General features: G+C 64.5%; 16 protein-coding genes. 2 read left to right on the forward strand and 14 right to left on the reverse strand.

The features are described from left to right. Window positions 1-78: 78 nt before the first annotated feature. Window positions 79-1,848, reverse strand: coding sequence for an alkaline phosphatase family protein (locus tag QJT82_RS30355; RefSeq protein WP_028340308.1), 1,770 nt, complete (start codon window positions 1,846-1,848; stop codon window positions 79-81). A gap of 306 nt (window positions 1,849-2,154) precedes the next feature. Between QJT82_RS30355 and QJT82_RS30360 the strand changes: the two genes are divergently transcribed. Next, window positions 2,155-3,579, forward strand: a complete 1,425-nt coding sequence (locus QJT82_RS30360; RefSeq protein ID WP_028340307.1) for a cytochrome c peroxidase — start codon at window positions 2,155-2,157, stop codon at window positions 3,577-3,579. A gap of 12 nt (window positions 3,580-3,591) precedes the next feature. On the opposite strand, the gene QJT82_RS30365 is transcribed toward QJT82_RS30360, so the two are convergent. The 5 genes from QJT82_RS30365 to QJT82_RS30385 form a co-directional block, all read right to left on the reverse strand. Further along, window positions 3,592-4,278: a hypothetical protein gene (locus tag QJT82_RS30365; protein ID WP_245288696.1), complete on the reverse strand. Its 687-nt coding sequence runs from the start codon at window positions 4,276-4,278 to the stop codon at window positions 3,592-3,594. Window positions 4,279-4,398: 120 nt separating this feature from the next. After that, entirely contained in the window at window positions 4,399-6,456 is a 2,058-nt protein-coding gene (locus QJT82_RS30370) for an alkaline phosphatase family protein (RefSeq protein ID WP_245288695.1), read from the reverse strand. A gap of 235 nt (window positions 6,457-6,691) precedes the next feature. After that, window positions 6,692-8,068: a cytochrome c peroxidase gene (locus QJT82_RS30375; protein ID WP_028340305.1), complete on the reverse strand. Its 1,377-nt coding sequence runs from the start codon at window positions 8,066-8,068 to the stop codon at window positions 6,692-6,694. After that, entirely contained in the window at window positions 8,065-8,400 is a 336-nt protein-coding gene (locus tag QJT82_RS30380) for a hypothetical protein (protein ID WP_245288694.1), read from the reverse strand. Before QJT82_RS30380 ends, QJT82_RS30375 begins: the two co-directional genes overlap by 4 nt. 62 nt (window positions 8,401-8,462) lie before the next feature. After that, on the reverse strand, window positions 8,463-8,849 hold the full coding sequence (locus QJT82_RS30385) for an imelysin family protein (RefSeq protein ID WP_245288693.1): 387 nt from the start codon (window positions 8,847-8,849) through the stop codon (window positions 8,463-8,465). Window positions 8,850-9,091: 242 nt separating this feature from the next. On the opposite strand from QJT82_RS30385, the gene QJT82_RS30390 reads away from it, so the two are divergent. Further along, window positions 9,092-9,583, forward strand: coding sequence for an A24 family peptidase (locus tag QJT82_RS30390; protein WP_028340304.1), 492 nt, complete (start codon window positions 9,092-9,094; stop codon window positions 9,581-9,583). Window positions 9,584-9,603: 20 nt separating this feature from the next. Here QJT82_RS30390 and QJT82_RS30395 read toward each other — a convergent pair whose 3' ends face one another. From QJT82_RS30395 to gspG, 8 genes are read right to left on the reverse strand one after another with little or no spacing between them, the layout of a single operon-like run. Next, a complete protein-coding gene (locus QJT82_RS30395) occupies window positions 9,604-10,248 on the reverse strand; it encodes a hypothetical protein (RefSeq protein WP_259266124.1) in 645 nt (214 codons plus the stop codon). Continuing rightward, window positions 10,248-10,811: a type II secretion system protein GspM gene (gspM, locus tag QJT82_RS30400; RefSeq protein ID WP_028340302.1), complete on the reverse strand. Its 564-nt coding sequence runs from the start codon at window positions 10,809-10,811 to the stop codon at window positions 10,248-10,250. Before gspM ends, QJT82_RS30395 begins: the two co-directional genes overlap by 1 nt. Further along, window positions 10,808-11,875, reverse strand: coding sequence for a PilN domain-containing protein (locus tag QJT82_RS30405; protein ID WP_245288691.1), 1,068 nt, complete (start codon window positions 11,873-11,875; stop codon window positions 10,808-10,810). Before QJT82_RS30405 ends, gspM begins: the two co-directional genes overlap by 4 nt. 5 nt (window positions 11,876-11,880) lie before the next feature. Then, a complete protein-coding gene (locus QJT82_RS30410) occupies window positions 11,881-12,795 on the reverse strand; it encodes a type II secretion system protein GspK (protein ID WP_035631428.1) in 915 nt (304 codons plus the stop codon). Continuing rightward, complete coding sequence (locus QJT82_RS30415; protein WP_028340299.1) at window positions 12,795-13,502, reverse strand: prepilin-type N-terminal cleavage/methylation domain-containing protein; 708 nt, start codon at window positions 13,500-13,502, stop codon at window positions 12,795-12,797. Before QJT82_RS30415 ends, QJT82_RS30410 begins: the two co-directional genes overlap by 1 nt. Continuing rightward, window positions 13,499-13,912 (reverse strand): prepilin-type N-terminal cleavage/methylation domain-containing protein, encoded by a 414-nt coding sequence (locus tag QJT82_RS30420; RefSeq protein WP_155258450.1) that lies wholly within the window; start codon window positions 13,910-13,912, stop codon window positions 13,499-13,501. The genes QJT82_RS30415 and QJT82_RS30420 overlap by 4 nt, the downstream gene beginning before the upstream one ends. Then, a complete protein-coding gene (locus QJT82_RS30425) occupies window positions 13,887-14,351 on the reverse strand; it encodes a type II secretion system protein (RefSeq protein ID WP_028340297.1) in 465 nt (154 codons plus the stop codon). The genes QJT82_RS30420 and QJT82_RS30425 overlap by 26 nt, the downstream gene beginning before the upstream one ends. 15 nt (window positions 14,352-14,366) lie before the next feature. Further along, window positions 14,367-14,882: a type II secretion system major pseudopilin GspG gene (gene gspG, locus QJT82_RS30430; protein WP_028340296.1), complete on the reverse strand. Its 516-nt coding sequence runs from the start codon at window positions 14,880-14,882 to the stop codon at window positions 14,367-14,369. Window positions 14,883-14,898 lie beyond the last annotated feature (16 nt).

Consider the following 14,898-nt stretch of genomic DNA (forward strand, 5'->3'; position numbering starts at 1 on the left):
TCGGTAGCGATCCTTGGGCGCGTGGCCGGCATTCTGGCCCGCGTCGGACGTTGACGCGGGCCAGAACCGTTTCTCGTGTCAGTGCCAGCCCTCGCCGGCCTTCAGCGCCGCCGAGAGGCTACGCACGGGACGGGTCACCAGCGGGTCGAGGTCGAAGCGCTTTTCGAGCATCTTGAGGATCGACGTCGTGTCGAAGTCCTCATGCGCGACGCCCGACTTGTTGAAGCGCTTGGCGATCAGGAGCGCCGGAATGCGGGTGCCCGGGCCCCACTGGTCCGCAGCCTTGGCTTCGGCACCATGGCGGTTGAACGGCGGCGGAGGAACGTGATCCCACTGTCCGCCGAACTCGTCATAGGTGATGACGATCAGCGTGTCCTTGCCATCCGGCCCCTCCACGATCGCCTTGACGAGATCGACGAGATGCTGGCTGCCTTCGGACTCGCTGGTGTAGCCCGGATGCTCGTTCTCCTCGCCGATCGGCTTGATGAAGCTGACCTGCTTCAGCCGGCCGGTCTTGGCCGCCTGGATGAACTCAGCCTCGTCCTTCAGGTGATCCTTGCGGGCTTGCGTTCCGGGCGCGTAGTTGGCGAAGTAGTTGAACGCCTGATGGTGGTACTGGAAATCCACGTCCGGGCAGTTCGGGAACACCGCCGTGGAAACATGGTTCGGATCGTTGCAGGTCGTGCCGTTGCCGTTGGTCCAGCCCGACGCGCCGACGTCGCCGTTGGCGTTCGACCAGCCGCCCGAATACCAGGCCCAATCGACGTGCTTTGCCGACAGCCGATCGCCGATGTTCGGCGTGTGCAGCGGCGGCAGGCGCTTGATGTCGGCGGTGCCCGGCGAATAGGGCTGATAGAACGGCTGCGTGGTGTTGATCGCGTAGTCGCCGCAGGCGAGGCCCGCCGGCAGGCCGGCTTGATTGCACTTCGCCGTCAGCTGCGCATCCTTCACGGTCGAGAGCGGCGTGTAGAGCGGCGTGCTGGTCGGCATGCCATTGGCATCGACGATCGAGTGGAAGTCGTTGGCGCTGCCGTCGTTCAGGGCACCGACGAACTGCGGCGCCGCGGCGGCGACCAGGAACTGGTGGTTGAGGAACGAACCACCGAACGCGCCCTGGAAGAAGCTGTCGGCGATGATGTAGTTCGGCGCGCCGCGGCCGTGGAGATAGGTGTAGATGGGCAGCTTCTTGGTGTCGTAATAGCCCATCACCAGACCCGCCGCATCGCTGCCGGTCATGTAGCGGTTCTGCCGACCGCCGTTGAGCTGGTACTGCTCGCTGTAGAAGCGGTGCACGATGTCCGCGGTGCAGCCGCCGGGGGCGCCGGTGCCGTTGAGGAAGCCATGGGCCGCGAAAGCGCCGAGCGGCTTCGGGCAGGTGGTGGCCGAGGTCGGAATGAATTCGTTGATCTCGAACGGCTTGTTCTTGAACGCGCTCAGGATCGCGACCGTGCCCGTATTGTCGGTGCAGCTTGTCGGCTGCGGCGACGGAGAGGTCAGGTTGACGTCGTTCTGCAGCAGGCAGGCATAGACGGTCTGGTTGTCCTGCCGAACCTGCAGGGTGTGCGCCGAATCGGCATCGGATGTGCCGTTGATCCGGTCGCGGCCGACATCGCCCCAGTGGCCGTAGAGGTTATCGAAGCTGTGGTTCTCCTGATAGATGACGACGATGTGCTTGTACTGGCGCACGCCTTCATGACCGCGATCACGCAGATCGCGCAGCTCGTCCCTGATCTCGTGCTTGAACTCATCAACGATCTTTTCGACCAAATTCTCTGCGTTTGCTACCGGCGAGATGGCAACGGCGCCAGCAACAACCGCGAGCGCCGGAATGGCTCCCCAAAGCCGCATAGTGCTCTCCTGATTTAGAAAGAAATAGAAATGGAGCTACACGCTATGCAAAACACATTTCGCTGGGATGACTGTTTTTCGACGCGCGCACAAACGCGCGGAATGATGCTCGCGCACCAACAGACTTTCATGCTGTCAAACGCAGACTCCGTTGCAGTTCGCTGATCGAGCGTCATCAAACCGCAATCAAAATTCGTCTATCCAGTCAGATGGTCATTGATCCTGCCGACAGGAAACTGTCACCTCCGCGACATCTTCCGACGCACGGCAGCGCATATGCATTTGTGACAGGGGCGTTTTCGCGCAATGGCTTGGGATATTCTGGCGTCCGGCTCCGGAAAACATCGTGCAGCTGCCGATCGCGTTAGACCGTCACGCGTCGCGTGGCTGGCGCTCGTCGTTGCGCTGCTTCCGTTGCGCGCGACGGCGTTCCCGCTCGGCGGCGACCAGACCGTGCTGCCGGCCGGCACCGAATTTTCCGAGGAGGCGCTGGCGCGGCCCCGCGAACTCTTTCATTCCGAAGCCGTCGGTGGGCGAAAGTCCTATTTGGTCAATCTCGGCGATCTCGCGTTCAACTCGCCTTCCATCCTGGGCGGCAAGGCGCGTCAGGCCGAGATGAGCTGCGGCACCTGTCACGTCAACGGCGCATCGAACCCGAAACTGTTCGTTCCGGGCGCATCCTCCCGCCCCGGCACCTTCGATGCGACCAGCCTCATCTTCAACGCGAAGGCGTTCAACAGCATCCTCGATCCGGTCAGGATTCCGAGCCTGCGCGGCGCCCGCTTCCTCGCCCCCTACGGACATGACGGGCGCATCACCTCGCTGCGCGACTTCGTCTATAATGTCATCGTCAATGAATTTTCCGGTCCGAAGCCGCGCGACGAGGTTCTCGACGGCCTCGTCGCCTATGTCAACGATATCGATTTCCTCCCCAATCCGAAGATTGCGCCCGGCGGCAGGCTTGCCGCGCAGGCGAGCCTCGCCGAGCGCCGCGGCGAGGCGCTGTTCTTCAAGCCGTTCCCCAAGCAGGCCGAGCTGAGCTGCGCCGGCTGTCATGTTCCGGGTGCAACCTTCAACGACCAGATGCGCCACGACGTCGGATCCGGTGGACTGGTCAAGACACCGACTCTGCTGAACGCCAACTTCAACGCCCCGTATTTCCACGACGGCCGCTACGACAGCTATGAACAGGTGGTCGATCATTTCGATCGTGTGTTCGACCTCGAACTGTCGACCCAGGACGCCCAGGACCTTGTCGCCTATCTGAATGCGGTCGGCGATGGCGAACGCCCGTTCGACAAGGACGGCGTTATGCTCCGGATGAAAGAGGTGCTCGAGCTCTCGAGCGTCCTCGAGGTCGCGATTCCGGCTGCCGATACCGCGGTGGTGTCACTGGCCGTGACCGGGGTCGGGGCCGAACTGCGCGAACTGACCGAGCGCATCCCGGACATCAGGAACACCGCAATCGGTGGCAAGGACGAGCGGCTGGCGGCGCGCGCGATCCTGAAGGACCTCGTTCTCACCCTGCGCCGCATCGATCTCGACGTCGCCGCCGGCCGTATCGACGATGCGATGGCCGAATATCGCAACTTTGCGCAGCTGGTGCACTTCGACGTACCCGTCGCCCTGAAAAAGGCCGAACCCTGGTCGCTGTTCAACAGCAACGTGCATCAGTCGCACTACACCGCGCTCGGCCGGATCCTGCCGGTGACAAGCCAGCAGTCGCAGTAACGGGCGGCGTGCTCACTCCGAAGCCGGCGGCTCAACCCATACGTCGCTCTGCTGGATCCGACGGATCAGCGCTTGCGGGTCGAACCTGCGCAAGCCTGCGGGAATTTCAAACGTTTGCGCCGCCTGCGGCTCGTCGCGGATGTGATCGACAGCGATCACCGTCCCATCCGCGGTCTTGATCCGTACCGGAAATCTGCGCGCGCGGTCGATCCAGCCGACGAAGCTCAAACCGGACGGCGCAGCGATTCGAAAGACGTCGGTATTCTGCCCAGCGATGGTTTCCTCTCCGTCGCGCTGGCAGTGCCACGCCGCGAGATCGACCGGCGCGGACAGCTGCGCCATCGCCAGCCATTGCCGACAGGGATCATCCGGATCGACCGGAATGAACATTTGGGTGAGCGGGCTCGATTGCCGCGCGTCCATGTAGACCCGTGCCGCCGGACGGATGAAATAGGCTGCGGGCTTGCCCGTATCGATCAGGAAGAAGCCGTCGGGCAGCGCGCTTGTCTCGATCCGTGCTTTTCCGCCGGAGACCCGCAGGGCTCCCATGGCGGCTGACGTATCGTCCTTGTTCGCGACGAGGTCCGCGGAAAATTGCTGCGCCATGGTCGGGATCGCCGCGCCGGCCAGGATGGCGACGGCAAACAGGCCGGCCGCGACGCTGCTGCTGATCGCACACGTCTTCTCGTTGCGTTTCATCGCATGTCTCCGGCCGATCAGGTGGTGGGCGGGTAGAACAAGACAGCGCCGACCGAACCATTGGTTCGATCGGCGCCGGGCTCGGATGGAGTCAAGACCTCGCTGTGGGCGAGAGCTTGATCACTCGGTGTAGGACAACGTGACCGGCTTGCTGAAGTCGAACGCGTCGAACATGTCAGACAATGCCGGGCTGTTGGTCGGAACGTACTCGTTGTTCTTCGAGTAGCTCGGGTTCGGCAGGTTGTCGCGGCTGCGGTTCGTGAGCGGCTGGAGAGCCCAGTTGCGCTCGATGAACTTCAGCAGCGAAACGTGGTCGGCGTAGTTGTGGTTGACCTTGCCGCCCGTCGAATAGGGCGAAAGGATCAGGGTCGGAATGCGCGGTCCGTCGCCGAAGAAGTCGATGGACTGCTGGTAGCCGGAGTCCCAATAGCCGCCGGCCTCGTCCCAGGTGATGAAGACCGCGGTTTCAGCCTTCAGCTCCGGGTTATTATCCAGCGAGTTGAGCACGTTCAGGACATAGGCCTCGAACAGATCGACCTTCGAGCTCTGCGGATGACCGTCGAGCAGGCCGTCCGGCTTGCCGAACGACACCGCAGGCAGCGTGTTGTTCTGGATCGCTGTGATCAGATCGGCAGTGTCCTTCATGTGAGCCTGACGCACGGCCGGGTTGGCCATGATCGAGGTCGCATACTGGAACGGATTGCAGATCTGGCAATAGGCAACGCCGAGCGCGTGCGCCGGATCGGCGACCGCAGCGGCGCTGAGGTTCGGGTTCGACGGGTTGGCGGCAACCGCGGCGTTGGAAAGCGCCACGGCGTCGTTAAACGCGCCGCCATAGAACGCCCAGGAGATGTTCTTCTCCATGAGCGCATCGCCGATCGTGCGAACCGACGACGGCGGCACGTTGTTGCCACCCGACAGCGCACCGTTCGGCAGATAGCCCGGGTTGACGTTGTTAAGCATGTAGTAGTGGTTGGGCTTGCAGTTCGGCTCCGCCGCGTATGGCAGATTGTTGAGGTAGGTGACGATCGGCTTGACGCCCGGCTGGAACACGTCTGAGCAATTGCTCCAATTGCCATCGACGGTGTAGCGGTTGACCGAACCCGCGACCGGATTCGGATTGGCGATCAGGTTGGCCGGCGGCGTCACCGGATTGCCCTTGCCGTCGCTCCAGAAGGCCGCGTCGCCGGTACCGAGCATGAAGTGGTTCGCGCCGGTGCCGCCGTGGAACGACTGGTGGAAGTTGTCGCTCAGGGTGAAGCGATCGGCGAGCATCTTCAGGACCGGAGCCTGCCCCTGCTGGGCGTTGTAGTAGCCCATCGAGTTGGCCATGCTCTTGTTGGACGCCGAATAGGTCGCCATCACGAACGGGAACAAATCGTTCAGGCAGCCCGAATTGTTCTTCTTAGTGGCATTGGCGGCGCTGCAGTCTTCCTGCTGCCAATCCTGATAGAAGCGATGCGTCGAGTCGCCGGTGTAGTCGTCGTCGCTGATCTGCTCGCCCTGCAGCTGGAACGGTCCGTTCAGACCGCCGGCGCCGGGAATGCGGGTATCCAGCACACCGGTCGGCAGGCCGCTGAAGCCGGTGGTGAGGATATCGAGATCGGCCGGATCCATGTCCTTCTCGACGCTGGCTTCGGCGATCGTCTTGAACGGAGCGCCGGTGTCGCTCTGCGCGGTCGGCGTGCCGGCCGTGTTCGGCTGCGGCATCGGGTTGGTCGCGTTGTAGGGCGACTTCCCGATCGTCGGTGCGCCGATATAGTACAAGGGCTGGCCCGCGACCGAGGACTGCTGCGCCTGCGCAAAGTTCGGTCCCGGCGTTCCATCCTCGTTGACGATGCCCTTCGACAACAGGTTGGAGATGGTCTGCCCCTTGCCCTTCGGCTTGTAGATACCGAAGGTGTGATCGAGGCCGCGGTTTTCACCGATCAGGATGATGACGTGCTTGATCGGCGACGCGGTCTTCACGCCGTGATCGCCGTCACCATGATGGCCATTGTTCTCGTGCTTCGCACGATCGCCCTCTTCGTGCGCCTGGTGATTGTGATGCGGACGCTTGTCCCAATCACTGCGGCCGCCCGGATAGTGAGCGGCATATGCGGCTGTTGCGACGAGCACCGTTGACGCGATGCAGAGCGCGGTGCTGGTTCGCCAGTGCTTTTTGTAATTCAAACTCATTGTCGACCTCAGGGTGTTTGCGGTTAGCAACACACACTGCTTAGTGCGACAATATGACGCATGGTTTTCGCTTACGTGAAAACGCGCGAGAAATTTCGAAACGTTCAAATATTTTCTGTGGAGACATCTGCTGCTGCGCTGCAGCTCCACGATTCAACGATGCAATCAGGGCTAGAAAATTGATCGAGCATCCGCGTCACGCCGCAGATCGCAAAATCATCGCGTTACAGTGCAATCAGCGCGAAAGGTGTTTGGAGCGCATCACCTGGCGAAGCGCAGCATAATGTTGGTCATGCACGTCTTGATTGAATAGCGACCATGGCTCGGCGCTGGCCAACAGCGCAGGCACTGCAGCAGCCATCAGATTGCGATAATTCCTGAACTCGGTGGCGGCATCCGCGTTGCGCCCTGCCGCAACCGCCATCTCGATTCGCCGCAGCGTGAGCACGAGCTCCTTGAGGCCGCTCCGCGCGAGTACACGCTGCTGCTCGCCGCCCGAGACGCTGGTGTTCTTGCGGTCGGGATATTGCTCGGTCAACTCGCGCAGTTCGCGGCCGATCGTATCGACCGCCAGCGCGACGATGTCCTTGTCGCCGGCAGGAATCGCGGTCGCGAGCACCATCGAGAAATCGTTGATCTCCTTCAGCGTTGCACCGGCACCGTCGCGCTCATAGGGCTGCGCGCCATCGCCGACCGCCGTGAGATAGGCAACGAGGTCGCCCTTGTCCTGCGCCGAGAGGTCGAGCTGAAAAGTCCGGTCGAAATAGTCGACAACCTGGCTGTAATTGTCGAAGCGGCCGTCGTGAAAGTACGGCGCGTTGAAGTCGGCGTTGCGCAGCGTCGGCGTCTTGAACAGGCCGCCGGAACCGATGTCGTGCTGCTGGTGATCGACGAAGCCGGACGACGGAACGTGGCACCCCGCGCAGCTCAATGATGGATCGTGCGGAAACGGCTTCGCGAACAGTGCTTCGCCGCGGCGCTCCGCGTCGGTGATCTTGCCGGCCAGCCGTCCGGCGGGACCAAGGCTCGGATTGGGCAGGAAGTCGATGTCGTGAATATAGGCCACGATCGCATCGAGCGTCGCCGGCGACGGCTCGGGACCTGCGAACTCGTTGGTGATGACGTTGTGAACGAAGTCGCGCAGCGAGGCGAAGCGGCCGTCGGCGCCGTAGGGCGCAAGATAGCGGGCGCCGCGCAGGCTCGGGATCCGCACGGGATCGAACGCCAGATTGTTGGCCTTCGGATTGAACAGCGGACCGGTGGTGTCGAACGTGCCGGGCCGGCTCGACATCTTCGGCATGAAGAATTTGGCGTTGTTCGCGCCATTGACGTGGCAGGTGCCGCAGCTCACGCCGGCCTGCCGCGCCACGTCACCGAGCAGCCCCGGCGAATTGAACGCGAGATCGCCGAGATTCACCAGGTAGGACTTGGCTCCGGTCCGCTCGGACTGGAACACCTCGCGCGGCTTGTCGAGCGCATCCTCGTTCAGCTCGGTCGCAACAGGCAGCACGGTCTTGTCACCGTCGACCGGAAACGCCACCGCATGCCCAAACAGTGCCAGGGCGATGACACCGGAGAGCAGCGCAGCCAGACGCAGGTGAAGCGATCTCATCGCACCTGGGCCTCCAGGGTCGGCCGCTGCAGCCCGAGCTTTGCCGAGGCGCTCTGCAGCGCAACGACCAGTTCCTCGCTGGTCTGGCGCAGTTCGGCAATGTTGACATGCGGCAGGTCTGGCGTGGCGACGATCGCTTCGAGCTGCTCGATCCGGTTGGTCACCATCTCGTCGAGCTTGCCGTCGACCGTGTTGAGCGCGGCCGAGAAGATCGTGTGGTAGGCGAAGTCGATGCCGGCGATGTTGTTGCGCATGTCGTCCAGCGAGGTGCCGCTGATGCGCGACTCGCCGCCATCGGCTTTGCTCTCTCCGACTTCGTAGGCGAGGCGCACCGTGCCATCCAGGAGGCCCTGCGGCGTCAGCTTGATATCCTTGAGCTTGCCGTGGAGATCGTTCAGATGTCGACAAGGCCGGTCGCATCGGTGGCAACGTCGGTGCTGGCAGCTCCGAACAGTTTCGCCTCGATGGCGTGGAACCCGCTGTCGGCGTTCGGCCAGGCGTCGATCTGCGCATCGAGCTCAGGCACAAAGCCCGCGGTGAACACCTCCGAGCGCTCCCAGCCGGCGCGCGCCGACAGCCAGGCCTTCTTCGCTCCAGGCAAATCCGCCGCCGCGGCGCGCTCGCGCAACGCACGCGCGCCTGTCAGCGCACTGGCGACGCCCTCGATCAAATATGGCCGGTAGCGCTCGGCGCCCTCCTCGAGAGCGCCGGCATTCGCGGCGCGCACGCCTGCGAACGCTGCCAGCAAAGCAAGGCACGCCGCCACTTGCATCTTGTGCATAGTCAACCCACTCGTCTGCCACGAAGGGCTCGCGGCATGTAGTGGGGCGAACTATTGTCGGTATCCTATGCGGATTTGTGACAGCGCGGACTTTTTGTCGCATCTTTTCTGCTTCGCCAGCGTCGGTGACGATCACAATCTCGCAAACTCGTTCGCGCTGCTGTAGACCGATTGAAATTGAACTGTTCAACGCGCGTGAGTTGTTGCAGCACAACGCCCGCACCTGTCACTTGTCCGTCGTCATGCAGATTGATCGCGAAGCTCTTTATCTTATCGGATCTTACGGCGCGCTTTGCATACTCTGCTGCGCCGTCGCGCTGATCGATCTTCGCCACGGCATCATTCCCAATTGGCTGAACCTTGCGATCGCGGCGCTCGGTCTCGCAAACGTCGTCGTCACCGAAGGCACCATGGCCGCCTTCACCGCCATGGGAATCGCGGTCCTGGTCGGCGCCCTGTTCCTGCTATTGCAGCGTGTTTACTTCGCCTTGCGGCAAGTCGACGGATTGGGGCTTGGCGACGTCAAGTTTCTTGCCGCTGCGGCGATCTGGGTCGGCGCGACAGGCATTCCGACCCTGCTGCTGATCGCGGCACTCGCGGCGCTCGGGGTTGCGGGCGGCCTGCAACTCGCCGGTCACGAGATGAAGCGTCAGACCTCGATCCCGTTCGGCCCGTTTCTGGCACTCGGGCTTCTCGTGACGCCTGCCCTTCAGAGCTGGCTTGCGCTGAACTAGCGCCACGGCCGGATACGCAGTCACATCTGGCGCCGCGCGGCCAAAGGCTTCCTCTCCGCGCTGACCGGAACGAGGCGGACATCGCCGCTCTCGCCGCCGCCGGGCTGAGGCAATGTGAGCACGGCCCCCTGATCGTCCTTCTGCATCGTGACCTCGCGGCCGTTGATGGACCGCAGCTTCCATCCCTGGAAGTCGTCGCCGACCTTCAGCCGCAGCGCCGTCTTGTTCGACTGATCGAGAAAGATCCCGAAGCTTTCGTCATCTCCCGCGATCGTGCCGACCAGCGACAGCGGCGGTGGCTCGATCGCGACCTTGCGCGGCGCCGGCGGCGCTGGCTTGCTGACCTCCGGTTCCGCAACGACGGCAGGCGGCGGCCGCCGCGACGGCGAGAACACCGGCCGGTCGCGCGTGTTGGACAGCGTCTTGAGCGGGATGCCCCACAGCGGATTGGCGCTAAGCGGCCGCGGCGTCGGTGCCGGCGACGGAGCCACCCGGACCGACGTCGCCGGTTCGGACGGTGGCGGTGAACTCAGCACCGGACCGCCGAGACGGGTGTCGTCGAGCATCCCGGCGTCCAATGCATCGCCGGATGGGGCAGGCACCGCAGCCGGCGCCGAATAGGCCGACACCGCCAACAGCACGATGGTCGCTGCGAAGCGTCGCATCATTTGGCTCCTCGCCATTGTCCGGAGACGCCGAGCAGCACGCGCAGCTTGCCGGGATCGGCGCCCTTGGCGGCCTCGTCGGCGACGGGTTGCACGACCAGCTGGTCGATGAACAGGAACGGCATGCCGGCTTCCAGATCGTAGAGCACCTGCTGCAATTGCGCCTGCTCGATCTCGCTGCTCGCGACCATGCTGATGAAGCCGGCCTTGGCCGGCGCGTTGGGAACATCGAGCTGCGTCGACAGCACGTTGCCGCCGGCCTTGATCACCGCCCCCGACACCCGTTGCAGCAAGGTGGCGCCGGCGACCGTGACGGTCGCCCCCTCGAGATAGGCCGAGCCGGTCGGCATCGCGGGTTGACCGGGCGCGGTATTCGCCCTGGATCGCCCCTCCAGTTGCTCCAGCATTCCGGCCGCTGCCGCGACATCGCTGCGCAGGCCGATGATGTCGGAAAGCGATGAGATGACGACAAAGAGCAGCAGCACGAAGAGGCCGAGATAGCTTGCGGTCGCGACCATTGGCGAGGTGCTGACAGCCGTCAGCGATCGGGATGCTGCGCTCATGAGCCGGACCCAAAATAGGCTGAGATGTTGGCCTCGACGTGGAACCGCTCGGCCGATTCATTCGCCGCGCGCGTCGTCGGCGCGAAGAACGTCGCGCGCGTGAATTGCGGTGACTGCTCCAGCAGGCGGATCAGGGACGGCGCATCCTGAGTCAGTCCCACCACCTGCACCTTGTTGCCCTCGATGCGGAGCTCCGTCACATAGGTCGTGTCGGGCAACACGCGCGAGACCGCTTCCAGAACCATGACGCTCGACGGCGTCGTCTGCTTGCGCTTGGCCAAGAGGCCGAGCCCGGACGAGTCGCCACTGGCATCGAGACGCAGCGCGGCGCGGCGCTGGGCGATCCGGTGTTGCAGGTCGTCCTGCTCGGATTGCAGCCAACCGCCGAGATAGATGTTCAGCAGCAGCGAGACCGCGGCCGCGGCCGCCGCCGAGACCAGGCCGACGCGCAAGAGGCGCGGAACCGAAGGCCCGGCAAGGCCGCGCAGCGGCTTGTCGAGCAGCGTCACCTGCTGCGCGGCGCCGTCGCCGCCAACCGCCGGTGCCGAGACCGCGATGGAGGCGGCGCCGAGCATCCTCGCCATCCGGATCAACGGATCGACCTTCGTCGCTGCCGTCGCGCCGAACGCCACCTCAATGCGGTCATTGGCGATCGGCTGCGGCGAACTCCAGCCAAAGACGGCATCGGCGGCGCTCCATGGTGTCAGCCGATCGACCTGTGCGCGGATCATGCCGTCGAGGAAGTCGCTTGCCTGGCTCGGGAAATCGAGCACGCGGCTGACGATCTGATCCGATCGCAAACGCACCTCGATGCGGCTGCCGTCGAACGCGGTCTTCCAGTCGGCTGGCAGCGGAGGCTGCGGCGCATCGTGATCGAGCCGGAACGAAACCGGCATCGAAGGCGAGCCGTCCTTCGAGACCGCGAGGCGGGCGGTGAACGTGCCGTCGCCATTCTCGTCGAGCTCGATGCTGCGCCGGCGCATGAACCTGCCGGCGACGCCGTCGACGGCGGTCGCGACCGCGCCGATCCATTGCTCGAACCATTGCCGTGCTTCGGCAAGCATTGCCATCATCCTCTCTTGCGGAGCAGAACCGGGTTTCGCGGCTCGACATCGTTTTGCCAGGACAACACCCGATAAGGCTCGACCTTGTCGCCGAGTGCGATCACCGCCTCGGATGTGGTGCGGTGACCGTTGCGGAAGCGGATCGAGATTGCGATCCGGTAGCACGGGCTCTGCGCCGTCGATGCCGCGCTTTGCTGGTTTGGGGCCTGCGTCCCGGCAGCGATTCCATTCGGCGAAGCCGGGCGCGCCCCGAAGCCGTCCTGGTCCTTCCCCGATGCCTTATCGACGGCGAGAGCGACTTCCGGCGCGGCGATGGTCGGATCAACATCCGGACCGCCGTTGAACACCGTCACGAACGGCAACACGCGATCGACAAACGCTTCGGGGATGCCGGCGACCAGCGCCAGCTCGTTGACATGGGTGAACAGCCCCTGCCGCGGCGAATAGCCAAGCGCGTTGTAGCGCGCCGCCTCCACATTCTCGCTGCCTGGCGCGGGCCGGGTTCGCCAACCGACGATCCGGTCGGCGTATTCGCTGGCGGCGTCCTTCCGGGCGCCGAGCACGACGAACAGGCCGATCAGCATCTCCTTCGGTGCGTAATTCAGATCCAGGCGGCCGGCCTCCGACGTGAAGGTGACGCCGACGCTGGCATCGTCCAGCCAGAACTGAAACGCCCCGTACTGCGGCCTCGTCTTGTCGTCCGTCAGCGTCAGCTGATAGGCGGTGAGCTCGAGCCCAGCCGACACCAGCGCCTCGGTCTGCAACGACAGGTCGCTGGCCGCCAGCGCGCGCGCCGACGCGGCCAGATAGGCCGAGAAGATGATCGCCAGCGACGACAGCGCCAGCAGGATCCAGAGCACGGCAACGATGACGAAGCCGCGATTAGCCGGCGATCGGCCGATATTGCCGGACGCGCGCATCACGTCTTCCCCTGATCGGCAGCACTGCCGGAACTCTGCTTGTCGCCGCAATTGCCGTCCGGCTTGGTGCAGTCGCTCGGAATCTGGACATGGACCGGCGCGATGGTCGACACCGACAGGACGCGCTGGCTCGCCGCATCGCGCACGGTCAGCCGGATCATCGTCGGCAGCCTGTCGGCGTCCTTCCACGCGCTCTTCCAGGCCCGGTCAGCGCCGGCATAGGCGAAGGACAGCCGATAGGGCGCGCGCAGCAGCACGACCGGGCTGGCGAGATGGACCTGCTCCGACAGCGACACGCCGTCGGCGAGCGGCGTGAAGCGCGTCTGCGTGCGAACCGTGACGAACTCGCCGCGATCCCTGACCTCGCCAAGGCGCACCACGTCAAGCCCCGGCCCGGCGTTCGGTCCCACCGACGTGCGCACGAACATCACGGACAGTTCCGATCCGTCGAACAGCGGCTTGTGGCTGTCGCGGTTGGCGGCAACGAACTCCGCGGCGGCAAGATCGGCGCCGATCCGTTCCAGCGCTATCCCGATCAATTCGCTGCGCTGGATCCGGTCGAGGCCCTTGTTCCAGCTCGGCAGCCATTGCGCCGTGATGCTGGCGAGCGCCGACAGCAACAGCCCCATCAGCGCCAGCGCGACAATGGTCTCGATCAGCGTGAAGCCGCGCTCGCCCGTTCGCTGGTCTGCCCACGCCCGGGTCATTCCGACGACCTCGGCATCAGGCGCACGGTGCGAATGTCGGACAGCGCGCCGCCCGGAGATTTGACGCGGATCCGCACCAGCTCCGGAGCCCAGGGCACGTTGTTACCTTCGGGCACCTTCCAGTCGCCACCGAGCGGAGCGACGTCGATGGTCCAGCGATAGCCCTCCGCCTGCCCTGTCGAGGTGCCCGACTGCAATTCCGCGCGGGGCGGAATGCCGACCGTCATCAAGGTGCGCACCGCCTGCATCAGCGCCACGTGCTGCTCCAGCGCTCGCACGCCGCGCGTCTTGACGCCCATGACGGCGCCGATCGCAACGATCGAGACAGCCACCAGCGCCAGCGCCACCAGCACCTCGATGATGGTGAACCCCGCATCAGCGCGGTTAGTTGGCGGCGACGTCGCGAGCAACGATTTCTACCCTTCCGGTAAGCCAGTTGACGCGGACCTCATATCCCGCATCGAGCCGCGTCAGCGCGATGGAGCCGCCGCAGGAACCGCCATTGGCGAAGAAGCGGATGGTCGACAGTGCGGCGTGGCGCTGACAGCTCTGCGGCAGCACGGCATCGAACCGCACGTCCTCGGGGATCCGCACCGTCATGCGCGACGCGCCGGAGTGGATCACCCGGCTCGGTGCATCGATCAGCGTCGCAACGCTGGTGCTGCGCTCGATCGCCGCATTCCGATCGGCCTTCAGCAGCGTCGCGGTCTGCAGCGCATAGGCCTGCAGGCGCGATCGCGAGGTCTGGTGCGGAATGAACGGAAGCAGCACGGCCGCCAGCAGCGCGATGATGGCGAGCACGCACACCATCTCGAGCAGGGTGAAACCGCGCTGCGTCGCGTCGTTCATGCTTGCCAAGCATCCTTACTGGTCGTTGTTGGCCGCGGTGGTCTTCTCGAGCGAGATGTCGGCGGAGGTGCCGCTGCCGCCCTCCTGACCATCGGAGCCGTAGGAGACGATGTCGTACGGCCCGTGTTCGCCGGGCGAGCGATAGAGATAAGGGTGGTTCCAGGGATCGTTCGGGACGTTGCCTCCCTTCAGATACGGGCCGTTCCAGGCCGCGACCCCCGGCGTGCGCCGGACCAGCGCGGCGAGCCCCTCCGCCGTCGACGGGAAGCGTCCGGCGTCGAGATAGAACAGGTCGAGCGCGCTGGAGAAGCTCTGCAGCTGAATTCGCGCGGTCTTGACCTTGGATTCGCTGAGATAGTTGAGCACGCGCGGGCCGATCAGCCCCATGATCAGGCCGATGATCGCGATCACGACCAGCATCTCGACCAGCGTGAAGCCCTCCTGCCCCGAACGCCTCTGGCCTTGCGACGGTGTGCGGGCGCGTCCCGCCCGCGTGGCGAATGCCCTTATGATGGTGTTGCGCGATATCATGGCCGATGACCCCTGC

Origin of the sequence: Bradyrhizobium sp. Mp19 (assembly GCF_029952935.1) — a bacterium.
GTDB classification, from domain to species: domain Bacteria; phylum Pseudomonadota; class Alphaproteobacteria; order Rhizobiales; family Xanthobacteraceae; genus Bradyrhizobium; species Bradyrhizobium elkanii.

Bases quoted from the DNA above. Each gene is read 5' to 3' on its own strand.
- QJT82_RS30355 (WP_028340308.1), bottom strand. From the start codon at position 1,848: ATGCGGCTTTGGGGAGCCATTCCGGCGCTCGCGGTTGTTGCTGGCGCC.
- QJT82_RS30360 (WP_028340307.1), top strand. From the start codon at position 2,155: ATGGCTTGGGATATTCTGGCGTCCGGCTCCGGAAAACATCGTGCAGCT.
- QJT82_RS30365 (WP_245288696.1), bottom strand. From the start codon at position 4,278: ATGAAACGCAACGAGAAGACGTGTGCGATCAGCAGCAGCGTCGCGGCC.
- QJT82_RS30370 (WP_245288695.1), bottom strand. From the start codon at position 6,456: ATGAGTTTGAATTACAAAAAGCACTGGCGAACCAGCACCGCGCTCTGC.
- QJT82_RS30375 (WP_028340305.1), bottom strand. From the start codon at position 8,068: ATGAGATCGCTTCACCTGCGTCTGGCTGCGCTGCTCTCCGGTGTCATC.
- QJT82_RS30385 (WP_245288693.1), bottom strand. From the start codon at position 8,849: ATGCACAAGATGCAAGTGGCGGCGTGCCTTGCTTTGCTGGCAGCGTTC.
- QJT82_RS30390 (WP_028340304.1), top strand. From the start codon at position 9,092: ATGCAGATTGATCGCGAAGCTCTTTATCTTATCGGATCTTACGGCGCG.
- QJT82_RS30395 (WP_259266124.1), bottom strand. From the start codon at position 10,248: ATGCGACGCTTCGCAGCGACCATCGTGCTGTTGGCGGTGTCGGCCTAT.
- gspM (WP_028340302.1), bottom strand. From the start codon at position 10,811: ATGAGCGCAGCATCCCGATCGCTGACGGCTGTCAGCACCTCGCCAATG.
- QJT82_RS30405 (WP_245288691.1), bottom strand. From the start codon at position 11,875: ATGCTTGCCGAAGCACGGCAATGGTTCGAGCAATGGATCGGCGCGGTC.
- QJT82_RS30410 (WP_035631428.1), bottom strand. From the start codon at position 12,795: ATGCGCGCGTCCGGCAATATCGGCCGATCGCCGGCTAATCGCGGCTTC.
- QJT82_RS30415 (WP_028340299.1), bottom strand. From the start codon at position 13,502: ATGACCCGGGCGTGGGCAGACCAGCGAACGGGCGAGCGCGGCTTCACG.
- QJT82_RS30425 (WP_028340297.1), bottom strand. From the start codon at position 14,351: ATGAACGACGCGACGCAGCGCGGTTTCACCCTGCTCGAGATGGTGTGC.
- gspG (WP_028340296.1), bottom strand. From the start codon at position 14,882: ATGATATCGCGCAACACCATCATAAGGGCATTCGCCACGCGGGCGGGA.